37 protein-coding genes and 1 pseudogene are annotated in these 26947 nt (G+C 62.0%); all 38 read right to left on the reverse strand.

Features of this window, described 5'->3' with window-relative positions; translation table 11 throughout:
* Positions 1-45 precede the first annotated feature (45 nt).
* Positions 46-1935 (reverse strand): MFS transporter, encoded by a 1890-nt coding sequence (locus EN804_RS01680; RefSeq protein WP_135918568.1) that lies wholly within the window; start codon positions 1933-1935, stop codon positions 46-48.
* Between the two features lie 184 nt (positions 1936-2119).
* A complete protein-coding gene (locus tag EN804_RS01685) occupies positions 2120-2911 on the reverse strand; it encodes an ATP12 family chaperone protein (protein WP_135867742.1) in 792 nt (263 codons plus the stop codon).
* Between the two features lie 11 nt (positions 2912-2922).
* Complete coding sequence (locus EN804_RS01690; protein WP_189521811.1) at positions 2923-3795, reverse strand: DMT family transporter; 873 nt, start codon at positions 3793-3795, stop codon at positions 2923-2925.
* Between the two features lie 47 nt (positions 3796-3842).
* Positions 3843-4823, reverse strand: coding sequence for an RluA family pseudouridine synthase (locus tag EN804_RS01695; RefSeq protein WP_135880295.1), 981 nt, complete (start codon positions 4821-4823; stop codon positions 3843-3845).
* Between the two features lie 107 nt (positions 4824-4930).
* The gene (gene crcB / locus EN804_RS01700) at positions 4931-5305 is read right to left on the reverse strand and encodes a fluoride efflux transporter CrcB (protein WP_135867739.1); all 375 of its coding nucleotides are present in this window, start codon (positions 5303-5305) and stop codon (positions 4931-4933) included.
* A gap of 75 nt (positions 5306-5380) precedes the next feature.
* Positions 5381-7036, reverse strand: a complete 1656-nt coding sequence (locus tag EN804_RS01705; RefSeq protein ID WP_135918569.1) for a hypothetical protein — start codon at positions 7034-7036, stop codon at positions 5381-5383.
* A 351-nt stretch (positions 7037-7387) separates the two neighbouring features.
* Positions 7388-8218 carry an aspartyl/asparaginyl beta-hydroxylase domain-containing protein gene (locus EN804_RS01710; RefSeq protein ID WP_135918570.1) on the reverse strand — a complete coding sequence of 277 codons (831 nt, stop codon included), beginning with the start codon at positions 8216-8218 and terminating at the stop codon, positions 7388-7390.
* A gap of 157 nt (positions 8219-8375) precedes the next feature.
* Positions 8376-8816, reverse strand: a complete 441-nt coding sequence (locus EN804_RS01715; RefSeq protein ID WP_246693340.1) for a DUF930 domain-containing protein — start codon at positions 8814-8816, stop codon at positions 8376-8378.
* Between the two features lie 238 nt (positions 8817-9054).
* Positions 9055-10362 carry a replication-associated recombination protein A gene (locus EN804_RS01720; protein ID WP_127279756.1) on the reverse strand — a complete coding sequence of 436 codons (1308 nt, stop codon included), beginning with the start codon at positions 10360-10362 and terminating at the stop codon, positions 9055-9057.
* Between the two features lie 40 nt (positions 10363-10402).
* Positions 10403-11896, reverse strand: a complete 1494-nt coding sequence (locus EN804_RS01725; protein WP_127869364.1) for a DegQ family serine endoprotease — start codon at positions 11894-11896, stop codon at positions 10403-10405.
* Positions 11897-12078: 182 nt separating this feature from the next.
* A complete protein-coding gene (gene rplQ / locus EN804_RS01730; RefSeq protein WP_127279754.1) occupies positions 12079-12507 on the reverse strand; it encodes a 50S ribosomal protein L17 in 429 nt (142 codons plus the stop codon).
* A 104-nt stretch (positions 12508-12611) separates the two neighbouring features.
* Positions 12612-13622, reverse strand: coding sequence for a DNA-directed RNA polymerase subunit alpha (locus EN804_RS01735; protein WP_006205443.1), 1011 nt, complete (start codon positions 13620-13622; stop codon positions 12612-12614).
* Positions 13623-13724: 102 nt separating this feature from the next.
* Positions 13725-14114 carry a 30S ribosomal protein S11 gene (gene rpsK / locus EN804_RS01740; protein ID WP_006205444.1) on the reverse strand — a complete coding sequence of 130 codons (390 nt, stop codon included), beginning with the start codon at positions 14112-14114 and terminating at the stop codon, positions 13725-13727.
* A gap of 161 nt (positions 14115-14275) precedes the next feature.
* On the reverse strand, positions 14276-14644 hold the full coding sequence (rpsM, locus tag EN804_RS01745; RefSeq protein WP_006205445.1) for a 30S ribosomal protein S13: 369 nt from the start codon (positions 14642-14644) through the stop codon (positions 14276-14278).
* 217 nt (positions 14645-14861) lie between these two features.
* Entirely contained in the window at positions 14862-15458 is a 597-nt protein-coding gene (locus tag EN804_RS01750) for an adenylate kinase (RefSeq protein WP_127281107.1), read from the reverse strand.
* Positions 15455-16795: a preprotein translocase subunit SecY gene (secY, locus tag EN804_RS01755; RefSeq protein WP_015317976.1), complete on the reverse strand. Its 1341-nt coding sequence runs from the start codon at positions 16793-16795 to the stop codon at positions 15455-15457. Before secY ends, EN804_RS01750 begins: the two co-directional genes overlap by 4 nt.
* Before the next feature lie 193 nt (positions 16796-16988).
* Positions 16989-17462, reverse strand: a complete 474-nt coding sequence (gene rplO / locus EN804_RS01760; RefSeq protein WP_095775807.1) for a 50S ribosomal protein L15 — start codon at positions 17460-17462, stop codon at positions 16989-16991.
* Between the two features lie 22 nt (positions 17463-17484).
* Entirely contained in the window at positions 17485-17682 is a 198-nt protein-coding gene (rpmD, locus tag EN804_RS01765) for a 50S ribosomal protein L30 (RefSeq protein WP_006205449.1), read from the reverse strand.
* A 24-nt stretch (positions 17683-17706) separates the two neighbouring features.
* Positions 17707-18270 (reverse strand): 30S ribosomal protein S5, encoded by a 564-nt coding sequence (gene rpsE / locus EN804_RS01770; RefSeq protein WP_032933400.1) that lies wholly within the window; start codon positions 18268-18270, stop codon positions 17707-17709.
* 76 nt (positions 18271-18346) lie between these two features.
* A complete protein-coding gene (gene rplR, locus EN804_RS01775; protein WP_027145576.1) occupies positions 18347-18706 on the reverse strand; it encodes a 50S ribosomal protein L18 in 360 nt (119 codons plus the stop codon).
* A 138-nt stretch (positions 18707-18844) separates the two neighbouring features.
* Entirely contained in the window at positions 18845-19378 is a 534-nt protein-coding gene (rplF, locus tag EN804_RS01780) for a 50S ribosomal protein L6 (RefSeq protein ID WP_013895694.1), read from the reverse strand.
* Between the two features lie 88 nt (positions 19379-19466).
* Positions 19467-19865, reverse strand: coding sequence for a 30S ribosomal protein S8 (gene rpsH, locus EN804_RS01785; protein ID WP_006205453.1), 399 nt, complete (start codon positions 19863-19865; stop codon positions 19467-19469).
* Between the two features lie 12 nt (positions 19866-19877).
* Complete coding sequence (rpsN, locus tag EN804_RS01790) at positions 19878-20183, reverse strand: 30S ribosomal protein S14 (protein WP_010909282.1); 306 nt, start codon at positions 20181-20183, stop codon at positions 19878-19880.
* Positions 20184-20210: 27 nt separating this feature from the next.
* A complete protein-coding gene (gene rplE / locus EN804_RS01795) occupies positions 20211-20789 on the reverse strand; it encodes a 50S ribosomal protein L5 (protein WP_127278265.1) in 579 nt (192 codons plus the stop codon).
* Positions 20782-21096, reverse strand: a complete 315-nt coding sequence (rplX, locus tag EN804_RS01800; RefSeq protein ID WP_006205456.1) for a 50S ribosomal protein L24 — start codon at positions 21094-21096, stop codon at positions 20782-20784. The genes rplE and rplX overlap by 8 nt, the downstream gene beginning before the upstream one ends.
* A gap of 12 nt (positions 21097-21108) precedes the next feature.
* Positions 21109-21477 carry a 50S ribosomal protein L14 gene (gene rplN, locus EN804_RS01805; RefSeq protein ID WP_006205457.1) on the reverse strand — a complete coding sequence of 123 codons (369 nt, stop codon included), beginning with the start codon at positions 21475-21477 and terminating at the stop codon, positions 21109-21111.
* Between the two features lie 72 nt (positions 21478-21549).
* Positions 21550-21789 (reverse strand): 30S ribosomal protein S17, encoded by a 240-nt coding sequence (gene rpsQ, locus EN804_RS01810; RefSeq protein ID WP_010909280.1) that lies wholly within the window; start codon positions 21787-21789, stop codon positions 21550-21552.
* 11 nt (positions 21790-21800) lie between these two features.
* Positions 21801-22001 carry a 50S ribosomal protein L29 gene (rpmC, locus tag EN804_RS01815; protein ID WP_006205459.1) on the reverse strand — a complete coding sequence of 67 codons (201 nt, stop codon included), beginning with the start codon at positions 21999-22001 and terminating at the stop codon, positions 21801-21803.
* A 13-nt stretch (positions 22002-22014) separates the two neighbouring features.
* Positions 22015-22428 carry a 50S ribosomal protein L16 gene (rplP, locus tag EN804_RS01820; RefSeq protein ID WP_006205460.1) on the reverse strand — a complete coding sequence of 138 codons (414 nt, stop codon included), beginning with the start codon at positions 22426-22428 and terminating at the stop codon, positions 22015-22017.
* Positions 22429-22455: 27 nt separating this feature from the next.
* Positions 22456-23181, reverse strand: coding sequence for a 30S ribosomal protein S3 (rpsC, locus tag EN804_RS01825; protein ID WP_013895697.1), 726 nt, complete (start codon positions 23179-23181; stop codon positions 22456-22458).
* Positions 23181-23570 carry a 50S ribosomal protein L22 gene (gene rplV, locus EN804_RS01830; RefSeq protein WP_006205462.1) on the reverse strand — a complete coding sequence of 130 codons (390 nt, stop codon included), beginning with the start codon at positions 23568-23570 and terminating at the stop codon, positions 23181-23183. Before rplV ends, rpsC begins: the two co-directional genes overlap by 1 nt.
* A 2-nt stretch (positions 23571-23572) precedes the next feature.
* Positions 23573-23851, reverse strand: coding sequence for a 30S ribosomal protein S19 (rpsS, locus tag EN804_RS01835; protein WP_027044977.1), 279 nt, complete (start codon positions 23849-23851; stop codon positions 23573-23575).
* Positions 23852-23867: 16 nt separating this feature from the next.
* Positions 23868-24701 (reverse strand): 50S ribosomal protein L2, encoded by an 834-nt coding sequence (gene rplB / locus EN804_RS01840; RefSeq protein WP_127278266.1) that lies wholly within the window; start codon positions 24699-24701, stop codon positions 23868-23870.
* A 22-nt stretch (positions 24702-24723) separates the two neighbouring features.
* The gene (locus EN804_RS01845; RefSeq protein ID WP_010909275.1) at positions 24724-25017 is read right to left on the reverse strand and encodes a 50S ribosomal protein L23; all 294 of its coding nucleotides are present in this window, start codon (positions 25015-25017) and stop codon (positions 24724-24726) included.
* Positions 25014-25634 carry a 50S ribosomal protein L4 gene (gene rplD, locus EN804_RS01850; protein WP_015317984.1) on the reverse strand — a complete coding sequence of 207 codons (621 nt, stop codon included), beginning with the start codon at positions 25632-25634 and terminating at the stop codon, positions 25014-25016. Before rplD ends, EN804_RS01845 begins: the two co-directional genes overlap by 4 nt.
* On the reverse strand, positions 25634-26356 hold the full coding sequence (rplC, locus tag EN804_RS01855) for a 50S ribosomal protein L3 (protein ID WP_023757978.1): 723 nt from the start codon (positions 26354-26356) through the stop codon (positions 25634-25636). The genes rplD and rplC overlap by 1 nt, the downstream gene beginning before the upstream one ends.
* A gap of 61 nt (positions 26357-26417) precedes the next feature.
* The gene (gene rpsJ, locus EN804_RS01860) at positions 26418-26726 is read right to left on the reverse strand and encodes a 30S ribosomal protein S10 (RefSeq protein ID WP_010909272.1); all 309 of its coding nucleotides are present in this window, start codon (positions 26724-26726) and stop codon (positions 26418-26420) included.
* 69 nt (positions 26727-26795) lie between these two features.
* Positions 26796-26947 (reverse strand): annotated as a pseudogene (gene tuf, locus EN804_RS01865) (elongation factor Tu); the annotation flags it as partial.

The raw sequence follows: 26947 nt of genomic DNA on the forward strand, positions 1-26947 counted from the left end.
GGCGCGATCGCTCGCGCCGGGCTTTCGTTCGTAAGAGCCTATCGACTACTCCTTGGCGTGCAGGTCGGTTCCCAGCGTATCCTTGACGAAGATCATGCCGATGATCAGCGTCATCGCCGCGATGACCACCGGGTACCAAAGGCCATAGTAGATGTCGCCCTTGTAGGCGCTGAGCGCGAACACCGTCGCCGGCAGCAGGCCGCCGAACCAGCCATTGCCGATGTGGTAGGGCAATGACATGCCGGTGTAGCGGATGCGAGTCGGGAACATCTCGACAAGGATCGCCGCGATCGGCCCGTAAACCATGGTCACGAACAGCACCAGGATGAACAGGATACCGATTGTCATCGGCCAGTTCACCGCCGCCGGATCGGCGAACATGGCAAAGGCACCGCCGCCCGGTATGTTGTAGACGGTGACCTCGGGTGCGCCCGCGGCCTCATCGGCGGTCAAGAGCTTGTCCTTGACCGCCTGATCGGTCGGCACCGCTGCCTTCTCGCCGCCGCGGATCGCGGCTGCGTCGAGCTTGAGTTCAGGATTGGCTGCGATGAAGGCATCGAGTTTCTGGTCCGCAACCTTAATTGCCGCACGCTTCAGCGGATAACCGCTGTCCCGCAGGGACATGTTGACGGCCTTGACGAAGACCGCGTCCTTGGCCTTGGCCTGATCGCCGGCCGCGACCGCATCGTAGGACGGCACCGTCTCTGTACCAATCTTGACTGACGCAGCCGTCCCGGGGGCCGCCGTCGACACCACATCGTACGGAACCGAGTTCTTGGTCAGGAACGAAGTCGCGATGTCGCAGGATGTCGTGAATTTCGCCGTGCCGACCGGATTGAACTGGAACCTGCAGTCGCCGGGTGCCGCCGTCACCGTTGCCCGGGTGCTCTGCTGTGCCTTGGCGAGCGCCGGATTGGCGGCCCAGGTCAACGCCTTGAAGAGTGGGAAGGTGCAGACGATGGCCAGCGCAAGGCCAGCCATGATGATCGGCTTGCGGCCGATCTTGTCGGAGAGCCAGCCGAACACGACAAAGAAGATCGAGCCTAGCGCCAGCGCGATGGCGATCATGATGTTGACCGACTGCGCGTCGACTTTCAGCACGTTCTGCAGGAAGAACAGCGCGTAGAACTGGCCGTTGTACCAGACGACGGCCTGACCGGCGGTGAGGCCGAGCAGCGCCAGGAGCGCGATCTTGGCGTTCTTCCACTGACCAAAGGCTTCCGAGAGCGGCGCCTTGGAGCCCTTGCCTTCTTCCTTCATCTTCTGGAAGGTCGGGGACTCCGACAGAGACAACCGGATCCAGATCGAGACGGCGAGCAGCAGGAAAGAGACGATGAAAGGAATGCGCCAGCCCCAGGCGGCGTAAGTCTCCTTGCTCAGCGATCCCTGCACGATAAGGATGATGATCAGCGACAGGAACAGGCCTAGCGTCGCGGTCGTCTGGATCCATGAGGTGTAGAAGCCGCGGCGGTCATCGGGCGCGTGCTCGGCGACGTAGGTGGCCGCACCACCATATTCGCCGCCCAGCGCCAAGCCCTGCAGCATGCGCAGGGCGATCAGGATCACCGGAGCCGCGATGCCCAAGGTCGCATAGCCGGGCAGAAGGCCGACCAGGAAGGTCGAGAGACCCATGATCGTCATGGTGACCAGGAATGTGTATTTGCGGCCGACGAGGTCGCCGATGCGACCGAACAGCAGCGCGCCGAACGGGCGCACCAGGAAGCCCGCGGCAAAGGCAAGCAGCGCGAAGATGTTGCGCGTTGCCTCGGGAATGGTCGGGCTGAAAAAGGTCGAGCCGATGAAAGCCGCCAGCGAGCCGTAGAGATAGAAATCGTACCATTCGAAAACGGTGCCGAGCGAGGAAGCGAAGATGACTTTCTTCTCCTCTCGCGTCATGCCGCGGCTCGTTCCGCCGGCGGTCGATGCCATTGCCATTGAGTTATCCTCCCGTGAGACCCAGTCCTCGATGCTGTGCGCCAACGTCCGCGTTCTCCTCGGAACGCGGACTCACAAGACGCAGCCAACACAGGAAAAATGGCAGAAAGCGCCGGGGAAAGGCACCGCGACGATGGGATTATGACTTTCGTATTAGGTGCAGTGCGAAGGCGGAGCGAAGCGCTCAGGCCTGCAGCGCCTCGAGCAGGCTGACGGCGGCCATCATATCTCGTTTGCGCGCGGTGCGGCGCGCGACGGCTTCGGCGTCCTGTCCCCACTGGGCGATCTGCCAGTCTTCGTCGACATGGCCGGCGGCCCAGGCTTCCTCGCCGTCGAGCTCGCCGAAATCGACCGCCAGCGCCAGCAGTGCCGAGCCGGTCAGCGACGTCATGACATGAATGGCGGCAAGGCGCAGCGGTTGGGCGCGCTGCGCCAGATGGCTGCCCAGCACGGCAATGGTCTCGCGCGGCTGCTCGACATGGATGATGCCCTCGGCAAGGTTGAAGCGAACGCCGAGCGAAGCGCGCGCCCAGTCGATGACGGGATCCCACTGCTCGTTCTGCCGCTCGACCAGCCCTTGTGGGGCGTCGGCGCGATAGCAGAGCAGGTCCGACGAGGCGAAACGCAGAATGTCTTCCAGCACCGCCTGCGGATCGCTGGCCACGCCATCGATGGCGGTGTTGACAAGCCGCATCACCGGCATCGTCACCGGATTGATCGTCTCGCCCTGTTCGGCGAACTCGCCTGCAACCAGCGTCGCGGCCGCCTCGGTCGGCAGCGCCAGCAACGCCTTGCCCGGGGTGCGCACCGGCCTGCCGTCGAGTTGCACGGCAAAGCCAGCTTCCACCGGCACGACCGAAACCTCCTTGTAGAAGCGCTTGGGCAGCGGCGTCTTCATCTGGATCTGGGCGCGACGCACCGGATCCGGATCGGAAAGATACTTGCCCGCTTCGAGGTCGTTGAGGATATCGCGCATGAAAATCTCTTTCACACCGGCGTCAGCTTGCGCGCCGGCCGGTTGACGATGATCAGGCCCGCCGCGATGAGACCAAGTGCCAGGAAGATGCGAATGGTCAGCGGCTCATTCAAGAACATCGCGCCGCATAAAACACCGAAAACCGGCGAGAGGAAGGTGAAGCTCGACAGGCCGGAGGCCGGATAGCGGCGCAGCAGCCAGAACCACAGCACATAGGTAAAGGCGACGATATAGATCGCCTGGAAAAGCAGCGCCAATGTCGGCAGCAAGGCTGGATCGCGAACCGGCGGGCCCGCGAGAGGCATCACCAACACGCCAACAACCGCCGCGCCGGCGAGTTGATAGAGCAGCAGCTTCTCCGCGGTTGCCTCGACCAGTTTCGATCGCTTGATGAGGATGTTGGTCAGAGCCCAGAAAAACCCGGAACCAAGGCTCAGGAGATCGCCGAACAGCATGTCTCCGCTACCGCCGAGCTTGTCGGAAAAAACGGTGGCGAGACCCGCAAAGGCCAACAGCAGGCCAAGGAATTTGCGCGTGGTGATCCGTTCGCCGAGCAGCAAGTGGCCGCCGATCAGCATCCAGAACGGCATCGAGTTGACCAGCAGCGTATTGCGGGCAACGGTCGTATGCTCCAGGCCGACATAGAGGCAAAGGAACTCGACGCCGAAAAGCACGCCGACCGCGATGCCGGCCAGCAGTGTCCCATCCCTGGTGAACAGCGCGATGCCGCGCCATCGGCACCAGAGGAAAACGCAGAAACCACCAATGACCGAACGCGCGATCGACAGGAAGACCGGGTCGTAGCCGGCATAGGAGATTTTGGCGGCGACGTAGTTCAGCCCCCAGGAAAAGGTCAGGCCGACCATGATGGCGGCGGCGGCCATATCGACAGCGTCGCGCCGATCAAGCGCGTCGGTGGCGCCGCTCACGGTCAATCCTCCGCGCTGGCGTCGTCGAAGCCGATCAGGTTCCAGCTTTGGCGCATGTGCGGCGGCATCGGCGCGGTGACATCGATGACGCCCTTGTCCGGGTGCGGAATAATGATGCGGCGCGCGTGCAGGTGCAGGCGGTTTTGAATGCCGCCGGGAAAATCCCAGTTGGTGTCGGCTTCGAAGTATTTCGGGTCGCCGATGATCGGACAGCCGATATAGGCGGCGTGGACGCGGAGCTGGTGCGTGCGGCCCGTATAAGGCTCCATCTCCAGCCAGGTCATGGTCTGCGCCGCCTGCTCGATGATGCGGTAATAGGACACGGCGTGGTCGGCGCCCTTTTCGCCATGCGCGGCGATGCGCACGCGGTCGCCGTCCGGCGTCGCCTCCTTGATCAGCCAGGTCGAGATCTTGTCCTCGCGCTTGGGCGGCACGCCCTTGACCAGCGCCCAGTAGGTCTTCTTGGTTTCCCGTGCCCGGAACGCCTCGGAGAGCTTCATGGCGGCCAGCCTGGTACGGGCGACGACCAGCACGCCCGACGTATCGCGGTCGAGCCGATGCACCAGCCGCGGCTTCTCGCCCTTCTGGTTGCGCCAGGCTTCCAGCATGTCGTCGACATTGCGCGTGACGCCGGAGCCGCCCTGAACGGCGAGGCCCGCCGGCTTGTTGAAGACGAAGACCTTCGGATCCTCATGGATCAGCATCTTGGCGAGCACATCGGCGTCACCCTGGTTGCGGATCGAGTGGCCTGTGAGCGCGCTCTCGCCCTTCTTGTCCACCTCGAGCGGCGGCACACGCACCATCTGGCCCGGCTCGACGCGGGTGTCGGCCTTGACCCGACCGCCATCGACGCGGATCTGGCCGGAGCGCAACAGCTTCTGCAGATGGCCGAAGCCAAGACCCGGGAAATGGGTCTTGAACCAGCGATCGAGCCGCATGCCCGCCTCGCCGGCCTCCACCGTGATCTGTTCAACGCCTGCCATGTCTTTTTCGCTTATCCGTTTCCCGAGCAGGGCTCTTGGCCTGCGTTTGGCGCGGCAATAGCATTAATGCACGCCGCCCAAAACCATAAAGCACGCCATGGCATGCTTTATGGCAGGCTTCTTGCAAGCCAAAGTCCCAGAAACAGGGCAATGATCGCGCCAATGACGCTTGCAAGCGCGTAACCAAACGCCGGCAACGTGGCGCCCCGCTCCCACAGCGTCGCGAAATCGAGCGAAAAAGCGGAAAAGGTGGTGAAGCCGCCAAGGATGCCGGTGGCGACGAATAGCCTGAGCTCGTTCGATCCGCCGCGGCGCACCAGAACGGCGATGAACAGCCCCATAGCAAAGGAGCCGATGATGTTGATCGCCATCGTGCCCCAGGGATAGTTGGGGCCGACGAGGCGCAGCGCGCCCATACTGGTCAAATGGCGGATGCCGGCACCGATGCCGCCGCCAACGGCAACAAGAAGCAGATTGAACATAGCCGTTACTGCCCCTGAGAGGGCGCCGGCGTCAATCCCTTGGGCTCGGTCAGCGCCAGATCCGCCTGTCGCGGTTCACCAGACAGGTGTTGTCCAGTCCGGATATCTCTTCTTGAATTCGCCGTACAGCGCATTGAGTTCCTGCTGCGTGACTGGACGCATCTGCTCATAGAGATAGCCGGTAACGCCGCCGGACAATTGGTACCGCGCAATGCGCTTGTACGCGGCACCGATGCCTTGCCCGTCAAGAATATATTGGTTCGGAAGCGTGACGCAAATCTGCGCGCCCGGTTGCAGATGAGTAACCGGCGGGTCGGTCACAATCACAAATCTGGATTTCAATGCGTCCGGCTGAAACCGATCACGACTATCCACCTGGCAAATCCAGCCGATATGGGGAACGAGGTCCCGATCCATCCCGAACAACAGCGCGTCGCTCATGACTGCCCCCGAGGCAAAAACCGAAAAGCGATCCTGTGGCCCCATTCTGCCGGCCAGATCATCGATCATGCGCCTGTATTCGGGGAGATTATCGAGATGGAGCGGGAGCGTGGCCTCCCGCGCAAAAAAGAAATCGACCGGAGACAGGAGCTGACGACCTGTCGGGAAAAATGTGCCCAGGAAAGCGAGCCCAGCGGCAACCGCCATGCCTGCGGTCCACCATCGCGATTTCAGCGCCGGCACGGAAACGATCGCGACAATGGCTTGGGCGTATGCAGGGAAAAGCCAAAGGAACATCGGCAGTGAATGATGGGGTTCCGGATCCTGCGTCCGGGTGAAAATCAAAAATGTCAGCAGCGAGGCGATGGCGCAGAACAGGGAGAACCTGTTGCGGCGAGCAATGGAGATGTAAAGCCCGGCAATGATCAGCAGCCAATTCACATAGCTGAGCCGGCTCCCCATTTCACCGAGTTCAGTGCCAAAGGTCGTCTTGTATCCGCTGTAGAGGTCGCCGTAGCTCGTTCCCAGAATTCTGGCGATCAGCGGCAGCTGGAAGTTCAATGCGGTTGCGGTGACAACGAAGATCGCACACAGGCCACCCCCAGCCGCAGCGCGGAATGCCGGAAGATCCCGATCCCTTGCGATCTGCAGCAGGCCCAGGAACGCCGCGGAAAGGGTGACCCCGATAGCGGCGTAGGCGTACCAGCGCCGCAGCATGAAGGCCAACCATAGGCTGGCGCCGACCGATATTCCGCCCACCACCGGTTCGCGGGTCAGGAATTTTGACTTCCACAGGAAATAGGTTGCCGCGGTGAGAGCGAGACAGCCGGCAACATCAGGCATTCCACGCAGTGTCGGCGCCCAGAACGGCGTGTAGAGCAAAGCCGCGATCCAAACGGCTGGCCAGCTGCGAGAAGGTGCCTCGGAGACCGCCTCGAGATAACTTATCCTGCCTATGAAAAGAACCGCTGGAACCAGGTAGACCGAGACTATTCCAGCGACGAAGGAAAGCCTCGAACCACCGAAGACGATGTGAAAGGGCATCAACGGCACCAGGATAGCCACACCATAGTCCTGCGTGGCAATGGAGGTACCCACCTGGCTCAGCCAGTTGAAGGGGCTCTCGACCAGGAGCGCGCCCTGCTGGTTGAACACATTGAAATAAGCAGCGTAGTCCCAATAGTAGACCGGTTCTTCAAGATTTATGTACGCGGCGCTGATAGCAATGCCTAGCATCACGGTGCATATGTAGGTTCCCGCCCAGACTCCGAAGGCTTTGTGCTTTGACACTTGGATCCGCCAAGGAAGGAAGAGACAGAACTGCCGAGGGCAGAATCGAGATACCCTGACGCAGCCGGAGCCGTGCGGGCAAATGCGAATCCTGCGACATAGGTCATATAATGAATTGGCGACGGCCCAAAGAGGCCGAGGTCTGAACCGACGTAACGCTAAAGCTGCCCGTCTTGTCAGAGCATGGCTTGTCAGAGCATTGCCTGGCGGTGCTCAAACCAATGCAGGAGCGCCGGCAGCGGCTCTTGGTTTGACGCAATTCGCGACGGAAAGCCGTCTGCGTTTCCTGGAACTGCCCTAACGCATTCAGGATGCTGCCGGCAGAGCCGGCAGCATCGATGGATCTTCAACTCAGGTGGTTTCGACCTTCTTCGGCTTTGTGGAGCCAATCATCTTCCAGTTCTTGTAGAACATCGAATTGATGCGCTCGACGCTCACCGAGACGATGGCGAGAAGCCCCGCGATGAGGCCCGGGAATGGCGACGGCCTGACAATGTCCATGAACACGCAGTAGCGGCGGCCGTCATATTCGTTGACCGAACGATGCAGCAGCGTGTCGTCGAAAATGTAGAGCGGATTGTCATGCCAGTAGTTCCTGGCGTTGTTGCACTCGACGAAAACCTCCGCCTTTACCGGCAGCAGATTGTAGAGAATGCGCAGGCTGAGCCGCAGCGGCCCGAAATGCCAGGAGGTCGATTCCTTGCCCCTGAAGACCGAAACGGCAATGGTCTTGATGTATTTGAAATCCTTGTTGAATTCAGCGACGTTGTCGATCCGGTGCTTGCCGTACCATTGATAGACATACATGCCACGCCGGCCGGTGCCGAAATTGGCGTCGATGTCGGCGATGATCTCGTCCTTGCGCGCCTTGAAGACATCAAGGACCTCGTTGACCTCACGCTGATAGTCGGCGGGAAACTGCTCCAGCTTCCACACGCCCGGATTTCTGTAGCACAGAAGATCGACCAGCAGGTTGAAGGGTGAGAGCAACCAGGTGAAGAGCCCGTTGCCAAGGAAGTAGCCGCTGAACAGCGCCAGATCCTTCCTGTTGTTGCGCAGCACGTCGATCACGCCACAGACGATGAAGATCGTCGTCAGCATCGGGATGAAATAGAAGCCAAGGGCGAGAAGCGGGATGGCAATGGCGAATTTGCGAAGGGATTTGCGAAGGGTTTTTGTCATTTTTCCACGCGCGACGCGCGATCCTGTTGCGAATGAGGTGCCCAAATCATGGCAACGGCCACCGCCCGACCGTGCGCCTTGATAAGGTTTTTTGGGTCACCGCACAACGGCCATGGTATCCGGCCGGGCTGGCTGCCTGGTGGAGCGTGCCGGGCTGTCAATGCACCGCCGGCAAGCCAAGCTCGTCCCATTTGTCCCTGGCCACGGGATCGCCGACCAGAAACTCAAAGCCGATGACGCTTTCGCCGTCCTGCGCGAGCTGGCATTTGAACTTCAGACTGTACCAGTTTTTACGGCTGCGAAAAGCCGCACCATCGGCGGCGATCGTCGTGCCGGTGATCTTTTCCTCGGCGGTTGCGTAGGGCACCACTCGCTCCGGCTGGAAATCCGCTCGCCATTGGCGGATCTGATCCATGGCCTCCAGATTGCAAAGCTGCACCATGCGCTCGTCGGGCGCGAAGGCCTCGAGATCGGCGCGGGCCTGCTTGCTGCGCGGATCGGCGAGCGTCTTGGCCGACAGCATCCGCGTCGGGCGAATCATGGCCGGCGCGGCGGGAGACTGACGAGCGCTTGGCGCCGGCACCGGTGCCTCAGGCATGGGCGCGCTGGGCGCCTCCTCAGCGGGCGATGAAGGGGGTCTTGTCGAAGCCTCGAACTGCTGCGGCGTCAGGATGTGACCGACACGCGCTCCTCCTCCTCGGGCCGGCTCGGGGGCTTCGGCAGTGGCATCAACATAACCGTGGCGGCGAGCAGCGCGTGCAGGAGAACCGAAGTGGAAATCCCCCAGGGCGAGGCCTCGTTTCGCACCGCCAAGGCTACCGGACTCCGCAAACCGGCTATTCCCGTTCTTTGCGCAGCTTTGCCCAGTAGTCGAGCCGCTTCCTGATATCGCGCTCGAAACCACGTTCGGGCGGATCGTAGAAGGTCTGTCGACCCATTTTTTCGGGAAAATAGTCCTGGCCTGAAAAGGCGTCCGGCTCATCATGGTCGTAACGGTAGCCGGCGCCGTAATCCTCCTCTTTCATCAGCTTGGTCGGCGCGTTGAGGATATGCTTGGGCGGCAGCAGCGAGCCATGTTCCTTCGCGGCCCGCGTGGCTGCCTTGAAGGCCGTATAGACGGCGTTGGATTTCGGCGCGGTGGCGAGATAGACGGTGGCCTCGGCGAAAGCGAGCTCGCCCTCGGGAGAGCCGAGATAGTCATAGGCATCCTTGGCGGCGTTGGCGACGACCAGTGCCTGCGGATCGGCCAGCCCGATGTCCTCCATCGCCATACGCACCAGCCGGCGGCCAAGATAGAGCGGATCCTCGCCGGCATCGAACATGCGCGCCAGATAGTAGAGCGCGGCATCCGGATCCGAGCCGCGCACCGACTTGTGCAGCGCCGAGATCAGATTGTAATGGCCATCCTGGCCCTTGTCGTAGATCGGCGCACGGCGCTGGACGATGCGCTGCAGCCCTTCGGGATCGAATATCTCGCCAGGCTTGGCTGCACGCCAGACTTCCTCGGCCAATGTCAGCGATGCACGTCCGTCGCCATCGCTCATGCGGATCAGCATCGCCCGCGCCTCGTCATCGAGCGGCAGCGCCCTACCCTCCGTCTCCTCCGCCCTTATCATCAGCTTGGCGATGCTGTCTTCGCCGAGCGAATGGAAGACCATGACCCGTGCGCGCGACAACAAGGCCGCGTTGAGTTCGAAGGATGGATTTTCGGTGGTGGCGCCAACCAGGACCACCGTCCCATCCTCCATGACGGGGAGGAAAGAATCCTGCTGGGCGCGGTTGAAGCGGTGAATCTCGTCAACGAAGAGCAGCGTCTGGCGCCCGTTGGCGCGGCGCAGCTTGGCCGCCTCGAACACTTTCTTCAGATCGGCGACGCCGGAAAACACGGCCGATATCTGCTCGAACGCAAGACTGGTTTCGCCGGCAAGCAGCCTTGCCACCGTGGTCTTGCCGGTGCCGGGCGGACCCCAGAAGATCATCGACCCCAGCGAACCGGAACCGATCAGCCGGGTCAGCGCGCCATCGGGACCCGTCAGATGCTCCTGGCCGACGACCTCGCCAAGGTTTTTCGGCCGCAGCCTGTCGGCCAGCGGCCGCCCGGGCGGCACCTTTTCCGGTTCATCGACACTGAACAGATCGGCCATGCACTTCTTTTGGTTTGGAGCGCGATCCTTCAGATCGAACTCAGTAACGCAACACCTGGCGCAGTATCTGCCCGCCGCGCTCGACGGTAAAGCGCCACCAGCGCGTATCCTGCTGGGCTACCTGCGCCAGCGTTGCGGCGGTGTCGATGCTGGTGCCGTTGACCTCGCGCACGATGTCGCCCGGCTGGAAACCGAAATCGGCGGCCGGCGAATCACGGTTGATGTCGATCACCGTCACGCCCTTGAGGTCCGTGCGCAGGCCGAGCTTCTGGGCAAGCCGCGGCGACAGTTCCGAGACCTTGGCGCCCGAGAACGGGCTGCGGCCATGCAGCGTCACTTCCGAGGCTTTCGCACCCTCCGGCGCCCGCTCCAACGCGATATCCATCGCTGCCTGCTGGCCCTTGGTCAGGATCGCGAAATTCGCCTTGGCGCCGATCGACAGCGTCGCCATGCGATAGTCGAGCGCCTCGATGCTCTCGACCGGCTTGCCATTGATCTGCAGCACGACATCGCCCGGCTTCAGTCCTGCCTTGCCGGCGGGGCCTGTCGCGTCGACGGACGAGACCAGCGCCCCGGTCGGCTTTTCCATGCCGAGCGATTCGGCGATCTGCGGCGTCACAGCTTCGAACTCGGCGCCGATATAGGGCCGTTCGAAGAAATCGAGGCCGGCCTTGGCGGCATCGGCGAAAGCCCGCACCATGTTGGCTGGGATCGCAAAGCCGATACCGATCGAGCCGCCGCTGCGGCTGTAGATGGCGGTGTTGATGCCGACCAGTTGGCCGCCCATGTTGATCAGCGCGCCGCCGGAATTACCGGGATTGATGGCGGCGTCGGTCTGGATGAAATAGCCCGAGTCCGAGACGCCGATATGGCTGCGCGCAAGGGCGGAAACGATGCCGCTGGTGGTGGTCTGGCCGACGCCGAAGGGATTGCCGATGGCCAGCACCAGGTCGCCGACTTCGAGCGCGTCGGAATCGCCGATGGCGATCACCGGGAACGGCTTGTCGGACTCAATCTTGAGCACGGCAAGGTCGAGCGTTTCGTCCTTCAGCATCACCTTGCTGGCGAATTCACGGCCATCGGCGGTCGCCACCTTGACCTCGTCGGCGTCCTTGATGACGTGAAAATTTGTGACGATGACACCGCTCGGATCAACGAGCACACCCGAGCCCAGGGAAGACTGAGCACGCGGCTGGGCGCGGCCGAAAAACTCCTCGAAGAACGGATCGCCTTCGAAAGGCGATGTCACCTTGGCTGTCTGCGAGGCATAGACATTGACCACGGCCGGCGCGGTCTGCTTGACCAGAGGCGCGAACGACAATTGCACTTCCTCACGACCGAACGGCACGCGCTTGTCCGGGCCTGAAGTGGCATTCTCGCCTTCAACGCCATGCAGCAGGTCGGTCAGCACATCGGAGAGCCCCGGATCGGCGGGCTTGGCGGCGTCCTCGGCCAGCGCCTGCCGGACTGCCGGTGCGGCTGCGAACACCATGAAGGCGCAAAGCAGAACAAGGGACAGTCTTTTGGCGAGCATTCGCGAATCCTCCAAGGCGAGTTCGGGCGCATTGTCCCGACGAATGTGCAAAATGAAAGGCTAAGCCGCTGAAATCCGATTATTTTCGCGCCAATCAATAGTTTTGGGCACGGCTTGGCGCGCACAGAATATGAAAAAGGGGCCCGCAGGCCCCTTTAATTCAATCTGGAAAGGACGAAGCCTTATGCGGCCGCGGCTTCGTCCGTGCCTTCCGCCTCAAGGCGGGCGCGGTCGCCGGCGCCCTTGGCGTCGGTGTCGCGGTCGACGAACTCGATGACGGCCATCGCGGCATTGTCGCCGTGACGGAAGCCCGCCTTCATGATGCGCAGGTAGCCGCCGTTGCGGGTGGCATAGCGCGGGGCGATGGTGTCGAACAGGCGCTTGACGACGCCTTCATTGCCGATCTGCGCGATCACCTGGCGGCGGGCGTGCAGGTCGCCGCGCTTGCCGAGCGTGACCAGCTTCTCGACGATCGGACGCAAGTCCTTCGCCTTCGGCAAGGTGGTGACGATCTGCTCGTGCTCGAGCAGCGACACCGCCAGGTTGGCGAACATCGACTTGCGGTGGCTTATGCTGCGGGCGAAGCGGCGGCCTTTGAAACCGTGGCGCATGGCTCTTTTCCTTCTTCAGTTGTTCAAGAGGCCACGGCCTCTGATGGCTTTCCGCATGACCGTCGGATCGAGCGGCTCACGCCGCCGATCCTTGGAGTTCATGCTCAATATTGGTCTTCGTAACGCTTGGCGAGGTCTTCGATGTTTTCCGGCGGCCAGTCCGGCACTTCCATACCGAGGTGCAGGCCCATAGCCGCCAGCACTTCCTTGATCTCGTTCAGCGACTTGCGGCCGAAGTTCGGGGTGCGCAGCATCTCGGCTTCGGTCTTCTGGATGAGATCGCCGATATAGACGATGTTGTCGTTCTTCAGGCAGTTGGCCGAACGCACCGAAAGCTCGAGTTCGTCGACCTTCTTGAGCAGCGCCGGGTTGAAGGCGAGCTCGGTGACGGCTTCGGCGGCGACTTCCTTCTGCGGCTCGTCGAAGTTGACGAACAGGCCAAGCTGGTCCTGCAGGATGCGGGCGGCGAAAGCCACCGCGTCCTCGCCCGAGATCGAACCATCGGTCTCGATGGTCATGGTCAGCTTGTCATAGTCGAGAACCTGGCCCTCACGGGTGTTCTCGACCTTGTAGGAGACCTTCTTGACCGGCGAATAGAGGCTGTCGACCGGGATCAGGCCAATCGGCGCGTCCTCGGCGCGATTGCGCTCGGCCGGCACGTAACCCTTGCCGGTGTCGACGGTGAATTCCATGCGGATTTCAGCGCCTTCGTCCAGCGTGCAGATGACGTGGTCGGGGTTGAGGATCTCGACGTCGCCAACCGTCTGGATGTCGCCGGCGAGAACCGCACCCGGGCCCTGCTTGCGCACGACCATGCGCTTGGGGCCGTCGCCTTCCATGCGGATGGCGATTTCCTTGATGTTCAAGACGATGTCGGTCACGTCCTCGCGCACACCGGCGATGGACGAGAATTCATGCAGGACGCCGTCGATCTGCACGGCGGTGACAGCCGCACCGCGCAGCGAAGACAGAAGCACGCGGCGCAGCGCGTTGCCGAGGGTAAGACCAAAGCCACGCTCGAGCGGTTCGGCGACCAGCGTGGTCAGCGTCTTCTTCTTCGACGAGAACTCGATCTTGTTCGGCTTGATCAGTTCCTGCCAATTTTTCTGGATCATGATGCTTTCCTTCCGTTGACCCGCCACCATCCAATCGTGGCGGGCGACCTGGAATACCGTGGAGGAACGCTTTCGTAAGCGTTCGCGCGGCGTTCAATAATGTTAGACGCGGCGCTTCTTGCGCGGGCGGCAGCCATTGTGCGGGATCGGCGTCACATCACGGATCGAGGTGATGGTGAAACCGGCCGCCTGCAGGGCGCGCAGCGCCGATTCACGACCCGAGCCCGGTCCGCAGACCTCGACTTCGAGCATGCGCATGCCGTGTTCCTGGGCCTTCTTGGCAACGTCCTCGGCAGCCATCTGGGCGGCGAACGGGGTCGACTTGCGCGAACCCTTGAAGCCCTGGGCACCGGCCGACGACCAGGCGATCGAATTGCCCTGCGCGTCGGTGATGGTGATCATCGTGTTGTTGAAGGTCGAATTGACGTGGGCAACGCCCGACGAGATGTTCTTGCGTTCGCGGCGGCGAACACGTGCGGCTTCCTTGGCCATGGTAGTCCTTTCAGTTGATCTCTACACCGCCGTAATGCCAGCGGCTCCACCTTACTAAGGGAGTAGGGGAATAGGGCAGTAAGGGAGTAGGGAAAAATGCGACCCGATCGACGGGCATTCCCTACTGCCTTACTCCCCTACTCCCTTATTCCCCTAAAAAATTACTTCTTCTTGCCGGCAATCGACTTGGCCGGGCCCTTGCGGGTACGTGCATTGGTATGGGTGCGCTGACCGCGAACCGGCAGCGAGCGGCGGTGACGCAGGCCGCGGTAGCAGCCGAGATCCATCAGACGCTTGATGTTCATCGACACTTCGCGACGCAGGTCGCCTTCGACCTGGTAATCGCGGTCGATGGTCTCGCGGATCTGCAGCACTTCCGCGTCGGTCAGCTGGTTGACGCGGCGCTCGGCCGGGATGCCGACCTTGTCGACGATCTCCTGGGCGAACTTCTTGCCAATGCCGTGAATGTACTGAAGCGCGATGACGACGCGCTTGTTGGTCGGAATGTTGACGCCGGCTATACGAGCCATGTTCTTCTCTTCTCCATGTGGACCGGACAACCTTCAACAAGGTAGATCCCGGCGCTGTTCAAATTTCCCCGCGTCCGGTGGAGGCCGGCCCTTGCGGGAGTTTCCAGTTCAAAGCGACTGCCTTGCCCTTGCGGACAAGCAAAGTGCGCACCTGATAGGAAGACGGGCCGCCATACCGCAGCGAACCGTTTCCGTCAAGCTTAATCTTTAAATTCCCTTACCGCGCCTTCGCGGCCGCTGCCAGCACGGTCTCGATCTCGGCGGTCACCGCGTCGATACTGGCCATGCCGTCCACAGTCTTGAGCTTGCCCTTGGCATAGTAGTAGCCGGTCAGCGGAGCGGTCTTCTTGTAGTACTCCCGCAGGCGCTCTTCGAACACAGCGGGATTGTCGTCCTTGCGCACCGGCTGGCCGGCGGCCTTGGCATCATCGGCGCGCTTGACGATGCGGCCGACCAAGGCCCTGTCATCGACGACCAGTTCGATAACCGTATCGAGACCAATGCTGCGCTCCGAGAGCATCGATTCAACCGCATCGGCCTGCACAAGCGTACGCGGGTAGCCGTCGAGTATGAACCCCTTGGCGCAGTCGGCCTGATCGATACGTTCTGCGACGATGGCGTTGACGATGGCGTCGGATACCAGTTCTCCAGCATCCATCACCGCCTTGGCGCGCTTGCCGACCTCGGTACCCGCCTGGACGGCGGCACGCAGCATGTCACCCGTCGAGAGCTGGGGAATGCCGTGTTTTTCTACCAGTCTTTGTGCTTGTGTCCCCTTGCCCGCCCCCGGCGGCCCAAGCAAAATCAACCTCATCTGGCTTTCTTCCCCCCGCGCAGCTTCGACTTCTTGATCAGGCCTTCATACTGGTGCGCGATCAGATGACCCTGAATCTGCGCAACCGTATCGAGCGTGACACTGACCACGATCAGAAGCGATGTGCCACCAAGGTAGAATGGTACGCCAGTCGCCGAGATCAGGAACTCCGGCAGCAGGCACACCAGCACCAGATAGATGGCGCCGACGACGGTGATGCGGGTGAGAACGTAATCGATATAATCGGCGGTGCGCTCGCCCGGGCGATAGCCCGGGATGAAGCCCGAATGCTTCTTGAGCTGGTCGGCGGTGTCCTTCGGGTTGAAGACAATCGCAGTGTAGAAGAAGGCGAAGAACACGATCATCGCCGCGTAGAATGCCATGTAGAGCGGCTGGCCGTGGCCGAGCGAGGCCAGGATGGTGCTCGCCCAGGCCGGCATGTTGGTCGTCTGCGAGAAGCCGGCGACGGTGGCCGGCAGCAGGAGAAGCGACGACGCGAAGATCGGCGGGATGACGCCCGACGTGTTGAGCTTGAGCGGCAAATGCGAGGTATCGCCCTGGAACATGCGGTTGCCGACCTGGCGCTTCGGATACTGGATCAGCAGGCGGCGCTGGGCGCGCTCGAAAAAGACGATGAGCGCGATGACGACGATGGCCAGCACGATGATCGCCAGGATCAGGCCGGTCGACAGGGCGCCGGTGCGGCCGAGTTCCAGCGTGCCGGAAATGGCGTGCGGAAGACCAGCGACGATGCCGGAGAAAATGATGAGCGAGATACCGTTACCGATGCCGCGCGCGGTGATCTGCTCGCCGAGCCACATCAGGAACATGGTGCCGCCGACAAGCGTGACGACGGTGGAGATGCGGAAGAACATGCCGGGGTCGCTGACGATGCCGTTGCCGTTCTCCAGCCCCACCGAAATGCCGTAGGCCTGCACCAGCGCCAGCAGCACGGTGCCGTAGCGCGTGTACTGGTTGATGACCTTGCGGCCCTGCTCGCCTTCCTTCTTCAGCGCTTCCAGCGAGGGAATGACCGATGTCATCAACTGCATGATGATGGAGGCGGAGATGTAGGGCATGATGCCGAGCGCAAAGATCGCCATGCGCTGCACGGCGCCGCCGGCGAACATGTTGAACATGCCGAGCACGCCCTTGCTCTGCGAGGAGAAGGCCTGGGCGAAGGCATCGGGATTGATGCCGGGAAGCGGGATGTAGGTGCCGAGGCGATAGACGAGCAACGCGCCGATGGTGAACCAGATGCGTTTCTTCAGGTCCTCCGCCTTGGCGAAGGCCGAGAAATTCAGATTCGAGGCTAGTTGTTCAGCAGCCGAAGCCATGCCTGATTCTCCGCTTGGTAACGCTTGATGGCCCGTGAGGTCAGGCGGTGCGTTTCACCGAAGCTCACGAGATAAGCTCCGGGCTGTAAACATGCAAGCGGCCGCGTTGACGCGGCCGCTAAATTGAGCAGATCAAAGCGCGATCGAAAGCAAAAACGGATGCCACTCTTGCCGACCGCGCTTCAAATTGCCATTACTCGGCAGCTGCCTTTTCCGGCAGCTTGACCGACCCGCCGGCCTTTTCGATCTTCTCGATCGCGGCCTTGGAGGCGCCGGCGACGTCGAAGGCGAGCTTGGCCTTGAGTTCGCCGTCGGACAGCACGCGCACGCCATCCTTGACGCGCCGGATGACGCCGGCGGCGACAAGCGCCTCGGCCGTCACGGTTGCCTTGGCGTCGAGCTTCTTGGCATCGACGGCTTCCTGGATGCGGGCCAGCGAGACGACAACGAAGCTCTTGGCGAAGATGTTGTTGAAGCCACGCTTCGGCAGGCGCCGGTAAAGCGGCATCTGGCCACCCTCGAAGCCGTTGACGGCGACGCCGGAGCGCGCCTTCTGGCCCTTGACGCCGCGCCCGGCGGTCTTGCCCGAACCGGAGCCGATGCCGCGGCCGAGACGCTTCTTGGAGTGCGTCGCGCCGTCCTTGTCACGCAGATCGTTGAGTTTCATCTTGCTTCTCCTGCGCTTTGGCTCAGCCCTCGTCCACGACGCGGACGAGATGCTGGACGGCGGCGATCATGCCGCGCACGGAGGGTGTATCTTCCAGCGTGCGCTGCTTGTGCATCTTGTTGAGGCCGAGGCCGACCAGCGTCGCGCGCTGTTCCTTCGGACGACGGATCGGCGAGCCGATCTGCTCAACGGTGATGGTCTTGGTTGCTTTCTTGGCCATGGTCAAAATCCCTGGTCAGATCGACTATTCTTCAGCCGCAACGGCGGTGCCGCGGCGGGCCTGAAGGGTCGAATACTTGATGCCGCGCGCGGCAGCCACATCCTTGGGATGCATCTGGCTCTTCAGCGCGTCGAAGGTGGCGCGAACCATGTTGTAGGGGTTCGACGACCCCATCGACTTGGCGACCACGTCATGCATGCCGAGCGTCTCGAAGACAGCGCGCATCGGGCCGCCGGCGATGATGCCGGTACCCTGCTTGGCGGCGCGCAGCAGAACGCGGCCCGCACCCCAGCGCCCTTCGACGTCGTGATGCAGCGTGCGGCCCGAGCGCAGCGGCACGAAGATCATGTCGCGCTTGGCCGATTCAGTCGCCTTGCGGATGGCTTCCGGCACTTCGCGCGCCTTGCCATGACCGAAGCCGACGCGGCCCTTCTGGTCGCCGACGACGACGAGCGCGGCGAAGCCGAAGCGGCGGCCACCCTTGACGACCTTGGCGACGCGATTGATGTGGACGAGCTTGTCCACCATGCCGTCATCGCGCTCTTCACGCTCGCGGCCGCGGCCGCCTTCCCTACGTTCCTGTGCCATATCCTGTTCCTTGTTCTTTTCCGGAAGCACGGGTTGCTGATTGCCGGCGCCACTTTGGGTCGCCGACGGTGAAAAATCAGAAGCTGAGACCGCCTTCACGGGCAGCCTCGGCCAGCGCCTTGACGCGGCCGTGATAGATGTACGGGCCACGGTCGAAAACGACTTCCTTGATGCCGGCCTTGGTGGCGCGCTCGGCGATCAGCTTGCCGATTGCGGCGGCGGCGGCGGTATCGGCGCCGGTCTTGAGCGACCCCTTGAGGTCCTTCTCGAGCGTCGATGCGGCAGCGATGGTGTGGCCCTTGGCGTCATCGATCACCTGAACGTAGATGTTCTTCGACGTGCGGTGCACCGAAAGACGCGGACGTTCGCCGGCGACTTTCTTGATCTGGCGACGGACGCGTTGCGCACGGCGCTGGATGGCTTCCTTGGTACCCATGATGTCTTCCTTGCCTTCAAAAAACGGGGGCCGTCATATGCGGTAGGCGAAGCGCCTCCCGCGACCGCTCCCCGCGGCGTTCCACTTCCGTGGCTTGGTCCTGTCCGAAAAGTCCGCGACTTTTCCAAGCCAAGCCGATTACTTCTTCTTGCCTTCCTTGCGGACGATCTTCTCGCCAGCGTAACGGACGCCCTTGCCCTTGTAAGGCTCGGGACCGCGGTATTCGCGGATCTCCGCGGCAACCTGGCCCACCTGCTGCTTGTCGATGCCGGCCACGGTGATTTCGGTCGGCTTCGGCACGGTGATCGTGATGCCGGCCGGCGTCTCGTAGACGACATCATGGCTGAAGCCAAGAGCCAGCTGCAGGTTCTTACCCTGCAAAGCGGCGCGATAGCCGACGCCGGTGATCTCGAGCTTCTTCTCGAAGCCGTCCTTCACACCCTGCAGGATGTTGACGATCTGCGTGCGCGACATGCCCCACTTGGACCGGGCGGTCTTGGTCTGGTCGCGCGGCTGGACAGCGATCTCGCTGCCTTCCATCTTGACCAGCACTTCGTCGTTCACCACGAACTTCAGCTCGCCCTTGGGGCCCTTCGCCGTCACGGTCTGGCCGTTGACGGTCGCGGTCACGCCCTGCGGCAGCGAAACGGGTTTCTTTCCAATACGAGACATTTTGTTGTCCTCGTCACTTCTCTTGTTTCAGGTCTCTGTCTTCGGAACGATCCGAAGACCGGATTCCAATTTGCGGTGAGCTGCCAGATCAGAAGATCTGGCAGAGGATCTCGCCGCCGACGTTCTGCTCGCGTGCTTCGTGGTCGGCCATCACGCCCTTCGGTGTCGAAAGGATGGCGATGCCGAGGCCGTTGGCGACGTGCGGGATCGACTTGGCCGAAACGTAAACGCGGCGGCCGGGCTTCGAAACGCGGGCGATTTCACGCACGACCGGAGCACCGTCGAAATACTTCAGCTCGATTTCGATCTCGGACTTGCCGTTGTCGAAGTCGGTCTGGCTGTAATCGCGGATATAGCCTTCAGCCTTCAGCACGTCGAGGACGCGGGTGCGCAGACGCGAGGCCGGCGTCGAGACACTCGACTTCTTGCGGCCATAGGCGTTGCGGATGCGGGTCAGCATATCGCCGAGAGGATCGCTCAATGACATGTTATGTCCTCCTTACCAGCTCGACTTGACCAGGCCCGGGATCTGGCCGTTGTTGCCGAGATCCCGAAGCGCGATGCGCGATACTTTGAGCTTGCGATAGTAGGCACGCGGACGGCCGGTGACTTCGCAGCGGTTGCGGATGCGGATCTTGGCCGAGTTGCGCGGCAGGGCAGCAAGCTTCAGCTGAGCGCGGAAGCGCTCTTCCATCGGCTTGGACTGATCCATGATGATCGCCTTCAGCGCAGCGCGCTTGGGACCGTACTGGTCGGCAAGCTTGCGGCGCCTGTTGTTCTTCTCGACTGAGCTGGTCTTTGCCATTTCAGATTTTTCCTTTTCTCGCTGCCGTTACTGGCGGAAGGGGAAGTTGAAAGCCTTGAGCAAAGCCCTGGCTTCGTCGTCCGTCTTCGCAGTCGTACAAACGATGACGTCCATGCCCCAGATCTGATCAACCTTGTCGTAGTTGATCTCCGGGAACACGATGTGCTCCTTGATGCCCATGGCGTAGTTGCCACGGCCATCGAAGCTCTTGGGGTTCAGTCCGCGGAAGTCGCGGACGCGCGGCAGCGCGATGTTCACGAGGCGGTCGAGGAACTCGTACATACGTTCCTTGCGCAGCGTGACCTTGGCGCCGATCGGCATGTTCTCGCGGACCTTGAAGCCAGCGATCGAATTGCGGGCGCGGGTGACGACGGCCTTCTGGCCGGCGATCATCGCCAGGTCTTCGGCGGCGACCGAAGGCTTCTTCGAATCGGCGGTCGCTTCGCCGACACCCATGTTCAGCACGATCTTGTCGAGGCGCGGAACCTGCATGTCGTTGTCGTAGCCGAACTGCTCCTGCAGTGCCTTGCGAATGGTCTCGTTGTAGACCTGCTTGAGGCGCGGCGTGTTGTTGGCAGTCGCCTGCTTGGTTTGAGCCTTAGCCATTGATGACTTCTCCCGAGCGCTTGGCGACGCGCACCTTCTTGCCGTCCTTCTGGAAGATGAAACCGACGCGGGTCGGCTTGCCATCCTTCGGGTCGGCCAGCGCGATGTTCGACAGCTGGATCGGCGCTTCCTTGGTAATGATCCCGCCCTCTTGGGACTGGGACTGCTTCTGGTGACGACGGATCATGTTGACGCCGCGCACCAGCGCGGTGTCATCCTTCGGCTGAACCGAAAGGACTTCGCCCGAACGGCCCTTGTCCTTGCCGGCCAGCACGACGACCTTGTCGCCTTTTCTAATCTTTTGCATTGGTCCGGCTCCTTACAGCACTTCAGGCGCGAGCGAGATGATCTTCATGTGGTTCTTGGCGCGAAGTTCGCGCGGAACCGGTCCGAAGATACGCGTGCCGATCGGCTCTTTCTTGTTGTCGACGAGAACGGCCGCGTTCTTGTCGAAACGGATCACGCTGCCGTCCGGGCGGCGGATGTCCTTGGCCGTGCGAACCACGACCGCCTTCATCACATCGCCCTTCTTAACGCGGCCGCGCGGAATGGCTTCCTTGATCGACACCACGATGATGTCGCCCACGGAAGCGTATTTCCGCTTCGAGCCGCCCAGCACCTTGATGCACATGACACGACGCGCGCCGGAATTATCCGCCACGTCGAGGTTTGTTTGCATCTGAATCATGACTGGCCGCCTTCTTCTTTCCTAACGGGACGGGCTCGAAGCCCCTCCCCGGTCTGTCCAAAATTCGTTTGTTTACGCCTGGTCCGAGGATACGACGATCCAGCGCTTATCCTTGGAAATCGGCTTCGATTCCTGGATGAACACCTGATCGCCGACCTTGTGGGCGTTGTTCTCGTCGTGCGCCTTGTACTTCTTGGTCATGCGCACGGTCTTCTTCATCACGGGATGCGTGAAGCGCCGTTCGACCTTGACGACAACCGTCTTCTCGTTCTTGTCGCTGACGACGGTGCCCTGCAGAATGCGCTTTGGCATGGTTTTCGTCCTTAAGCCTTCTTGGCCGCGGACTTTTCCGCAGCGATGGTCTTGATACGCGCAATGTCCTTGCGAACCTGCCTCACGCGCGCGGTCTTTTCGAGCTGGCCGGTGGCCTTCTGGAAGCGCAGGTTGAACTGCTCCTTCTTCAGGCTGGCCAGGTCGTCGGTCAGCTGGTCCTGGGTCTTGGTCCGGATGTCTTCGGCTTTCATGATCAGCCCGTCCTTATTCTGCGATGCGCTGTACGAAGCGCGTCCTGACCGAGAGCTTGGCCGCGCCGAGACGCAGCGCCTCACGGGCGGTTTCTTCATTGACGCCGTCGATCTCGAACATGATGCGGCCCGGCTTGACGCGCGCCGCCCAGTAGTCGACCGCGCCCTTGCCCTTGCCCATGCGGACTTCGGTCGGCTTCGACGTGACCGGCACGTCCGGGAAAATACGGATCCAGACGCGGCCAGCGCGCTTCATTTCGCGAGTGATCGCGCGGCGGGCCGCCTCGATCTCACGCGCGGTGACGCGGTTCGGCTCAAGCGCCTTCAGCCCGAAACCACCGAAATCCAGGTTGGTGCCGCCCTTTGCGGTACCATGGATACGGCCCTTGAACTGCTTGCGGAACTTTGTGCGCTTTGGCTGCAGCATCGTTCTAACTCCAAATTCCTAAATGTCTCAGGCGTTTTCGCGACGACGACCGCGTTCGCGATCACCACCACCGCCATGCGCGGCATCGCCCTCGGTCGCACGACGCTCCGAAGCCATCGGATCGTGCTCGAGGATCTCGCCCTTGAATACCCAGACCTTGACGCCGCAAATGCCGTAGGCCGTATTCGCCTCGGCCGTGCCGTAGTCGACATCGGCGCGCAGCGTATGCAGCGGCACGCGACCTTCACGGTACCATTCCATGCGCGCGATCTCGGCGCCGCCAAGACGGCCGGCGCAGTTGATGCGGATGCCTTCGGCACCGAGGCGCATGGCCGACTGCACGGCACGCTTCATGGCGCGGCGGAACGCGATGCGGCGCTCGAGCTGCTGGGCGATCGACTGGGCGACCAGGGTCGCGTCGATTTCCGGCTTGCGCACTTCGACGATGTTGAGGTGCGTCTCGGACTTCGTCATCTCCATCAGCTTCTTGCGAAGCTTCTCGATGTCGGCGCCCTTCTTGCCAATGATCAGGCCCGGGCGCGCGGCATGGATGGTGACGCGGCACTTCTTGTGCGGGCGCTCGATCACGACCTTGGAGATCGCGGCCTGCTTGAGTTCCTTCTCAAGATACTTGCGGATCTTGATGTCCTCATGCAGCAGCTTGCCGTACTCGCCGGTGTTCGCGAACCAGCGCGAATCCCAGGTGCGGTTGATGCCGAGGCGAAGACCGATCGGATTGACTTTCTGGCCCATTATGCGGCCTCCCCTTTTTCTTCGACTTCACGAACGACGATCGTGAGGTGCGAGAACGGCTTCTCGATACGGCTGGCGCGACCGCGGCCACGAGCGTGGAACCGCTTCATGACGATCGACTTGCCGACATAGGCTTCCGCCACGATCAGCGCATCGACGTCGAGGTCGTGGTTGTTTTCCGCGTTGGCGATTGCCGATTCCAGCGTCTTCTTGACCGTGCCGGAAATCCGCTTGGCCGAAAATTCGAGATCGGAAAGCGCTGTCGCGACCTTCTTGCCGCGGATCAGCGCGGCAACCAGGTTCAGCTTCTGCGGGCTGATACGGATCGTGCGCAACACGGCGCGCGCTTCGTTGTCAGCAAGCCTGCGCGGAGCTTTGGCCTTGCCCATGATTATTTCCTCTTCGCCTTCTTATCCGCGCCGTGACCGTAATAGGTCCGCGTCGGAGCGAATTCACCGAACTTGTGACCGACCATGTCCTCGTTCACCGCGACGGGAACGTGCTTCTGGCCGTTGTAGACACCGAAGGTGAAGCCGACGAACTGCGGCAGGATGGTGGAGCGACGGCTCCACATCTTGATCACCTCATTGCGACCACCTTCACGAACCTTGTCCACCTTCTTGAGAAGGTAGCCGTCGATGAAGGGGCCTTTCCAAATAGAACGAGTCACTTGGCGTTACCTCTTCTTAGCTCTTGCGCTGATGGCGCGAGCGCAGGATGAACTTGTCGGTCGCCTTGTTGGACCGCGTCTTCTTGCCTTTGGTCGGCTTGCCCCACGGGCTGACCGGATGACGGCCACCGGAGGTGCGGCCTTCGCCGCCGCCGTGCGGATGGTCGACCGGGTTCATGGTCACGCCGCGATTGTGCGGACGCTTGCCGCGCCAAACCGTGCGGCCGGCCTTGCCGTCATTGATGTTGCCGTGGTCCGGATTGGACACGGCACCGACGGTGGCCATGCAGGAGCCGTGAACGACACGCTGCTCACCCGAGTTGAGGCGCAGGATCGCCATGCCCTGGTCACGGCCGACCAGCTGGCCGTAACCACCCGCGGAGCGGGCAACCTGGGCGCCCTTGCCCGGCTTCAGCTCGATGTTGTGGACGATGGTGCCGACCGGCATCGAGGCCAGCGGCATCGCGTTGCCCGGCTTCACGTCGACGGCTTCGCCCGCCACGATCTTGTCGCCGGGAGCCAGGCGCTGCGGAGCGATGATGTAGGACAGCTCACCGTCATCATACTTGATCAGCGCGATGAAGGCGGTGCGGTTCGGATCGTATTCGATGCGCTCGACCGTGCCGACGACGTCGAACTTGCGGCGCTTGAAGTCGATGATGCGGTACGAACGCTTGTGACCGCCGCCGATGAAGCGGGCCGTAATGCGGCCGTAATTGTTGCGGCCGCCCGACTTGGTCAGGCCTTCGGTCAGGCCCTTGACGGGCTTGCCCTTGTAGAGGCCCGAGCGGTCGACGATGACCAGCTGGCGGGTGCTCGGCGTTATCGGGTTGAATTTCTTAAGTGCCATTGTCCTGTCCTCGCGGCCTTGCTCAGAGACCCGTCGCGACGTCGATCGACTGGCCGTCGGCCAGCGTCACGATCGCCTTCTTGACGTCGCTCTGGCGGCCGATCGTGCCGCGGAAGCGCTTGATCTTGCCCTTGCGGACAAGCGTGTTCACGGCCATCACCTTGACGCCGAACAGCGCTTCGACGGCGGCCTTGATTTCCGGCTTCGACGCCTTCTTGGCGACGTTGAAGACGACCTGGTTCTGCTCGGAGGCCATGGTCGACTTTTCGGTGATCGCCGGCGAGACGATCACGTCGTAGTGACGAAGGTCGGTCATTTAAAGCGCTCCTCGAGAGCCTCGACGGCGGCCTTCGAAAGGACCAGCGTGCCGCGGCGCAGAATGTCGTAGACGTTGATGCCCTGGATGGGCAGCACGTCGATGTTGGGGATGTTGGTGGCTGCCAGCTTGAAGTTCTTGTCAAGCTCGGCGCCGCCAATCACCAGGGCGTTGGTCAGGCCCAGCGTCGCGAAATTCGCGATCAGCGCCTTCGTCTTGGCCTCGGTCAGCTTCAGCTCGTCGATGATGATGATCGACGCGCTCTTGGCCTTGGCCGAGAGAGCATGCTTGAGGCCAAGCGCACGAACCTTCTTGGGCAGTTCATGCTCATGGCTGCGAACGACCGGGCCGTGGGCCTTGCCGCCGCCGCGGAACTGCGGAGCGCGTGCCGAGTGGTGACGGGCGCGGCCCGTACCCTTCTGCTTGTACATCTTGGCGCCGGTGCGCGCGATTTCGGCGCGGCCCTTGGCCTTGTGCGTGCCCTGCTGCTTCTTGGCAAGCTGCCAGCGCACGACGCGCTGCAGGATGTCTTCGCGCGGATCAAGGCCGAAAATTCCGTCGGAAAGTTCCACCTTGCCGGCGTCTTTACCGCCGAGCGTTGTGATCTTGAGATCCATTATTCCGCTCCCTCTGTGGCCGGAGCCTCGTTCTTCGCAGCTGCCGCAACAGCACGGATCGCGGCGGGCTTCGGCGCATTGGCCGGCAGCGCCACCTTGGCCGCGTCGCGGACCAGGATCCAGGCGCCCTTCGATCCGGGAACCGCACCGCGGATCAGGATCAGGCCGCGGTCGGCGTCGGTCGAGACGATCTCGACATTCTGCGTGGTGACCCTGGTGTCGCCCATGTGGCCAGCCATGTGCTTGCCCTTGAACACCTTGCCCGGGTCCTGACGCTGGCCGGTCGAACCGTGTGTACGGTGCGATACCGAGTTACCGTGCGTCGCGCGACCACCACCCATGTGGTGACGCTTGATGACGCCCTGGAAACCCTTGCCGATCGTCGTGCCCGTCACATCGACCTTCTGGCCGGCGACAAAGTGCTCGACGGTGATCTCGGCGCCAACATCGATCATGTTGTCGGCGGAGACGCGGAACTCGGCGACCTTCGCCTTCGGCTCGACGGAAGCGGTCGCGAAATGGCCGCGCATCGCCTTCGACGTGTTCTTCACCTTGGCGAGGCCAACGCCGAGCTGAACGGCGGTGTAGCCATTCTTCTCCTGCGTGCGCTGTGCCACGACCTGGCAGTTCTCCATCTGGAGAACGGTGACGGGAACATGTTCCCCGGCATCATTATAGATGCGGGTCATTCCCACCTTCTTTGCAATCACACCTGAACGCATCGGTTCAATTCCTTTAGAGTTCCGGGCCAGGGACACCGCCCCTTACCGCGCTCTCATTCCCTTAGAGCTTGATCTCGACGTCGACGCCGGCGGCCAGATCGAGCTTCATCAAAGCATCGACGGTCTGCGGGGTCGGATCGACGATGTCGAGCAGACGCTTGTGCGTGCGCATCTCGAACTGCTCGCGGCTCTTCTTGTCGACGTGAGGCGACCGGTTGACCGTGAACTTTTCGATCCGCGTCGGCAGCGGAATGGGGCCGCGGACGTTTGCACCAGTGCGCTTGGCCGTCGACACGATTTCCTTCGTCGAGGCGTCGAGCACGCGGTGATCAAACGCCTTCAGGCGGATGCGGATATTCTGTCCGTTCATGCGTCACTTCCTTGTTCTGGCGCGGCGCGGGCAACTCCGGCGCCCGCGACAGATCGGTTTAAGTCCAAATTACTCTTTGATGGTGACGACGATGCCGGCACCGACGGTGCGGCCGCCTTCACGGATGGCGAAGCGCAGCTTCTCTTCCATGGCGATCGGCACGATCAGCTCGACATCGACCGTGATGTTGTCGCCAGGCATCACCATCTCGGTGCCTTCCG

Source organism: Mesorhizobium sp. M8A.F.Ca.ET.161.01.1.1 (assembly GCF_004792105.1).
In the GTDB taxonomy this organism is placed as follows: Bacteria; Pseudomonadota; Alphaproteobacteria; order Rhizobiales; family Rhizobiaceae; genus Mesorhizobium.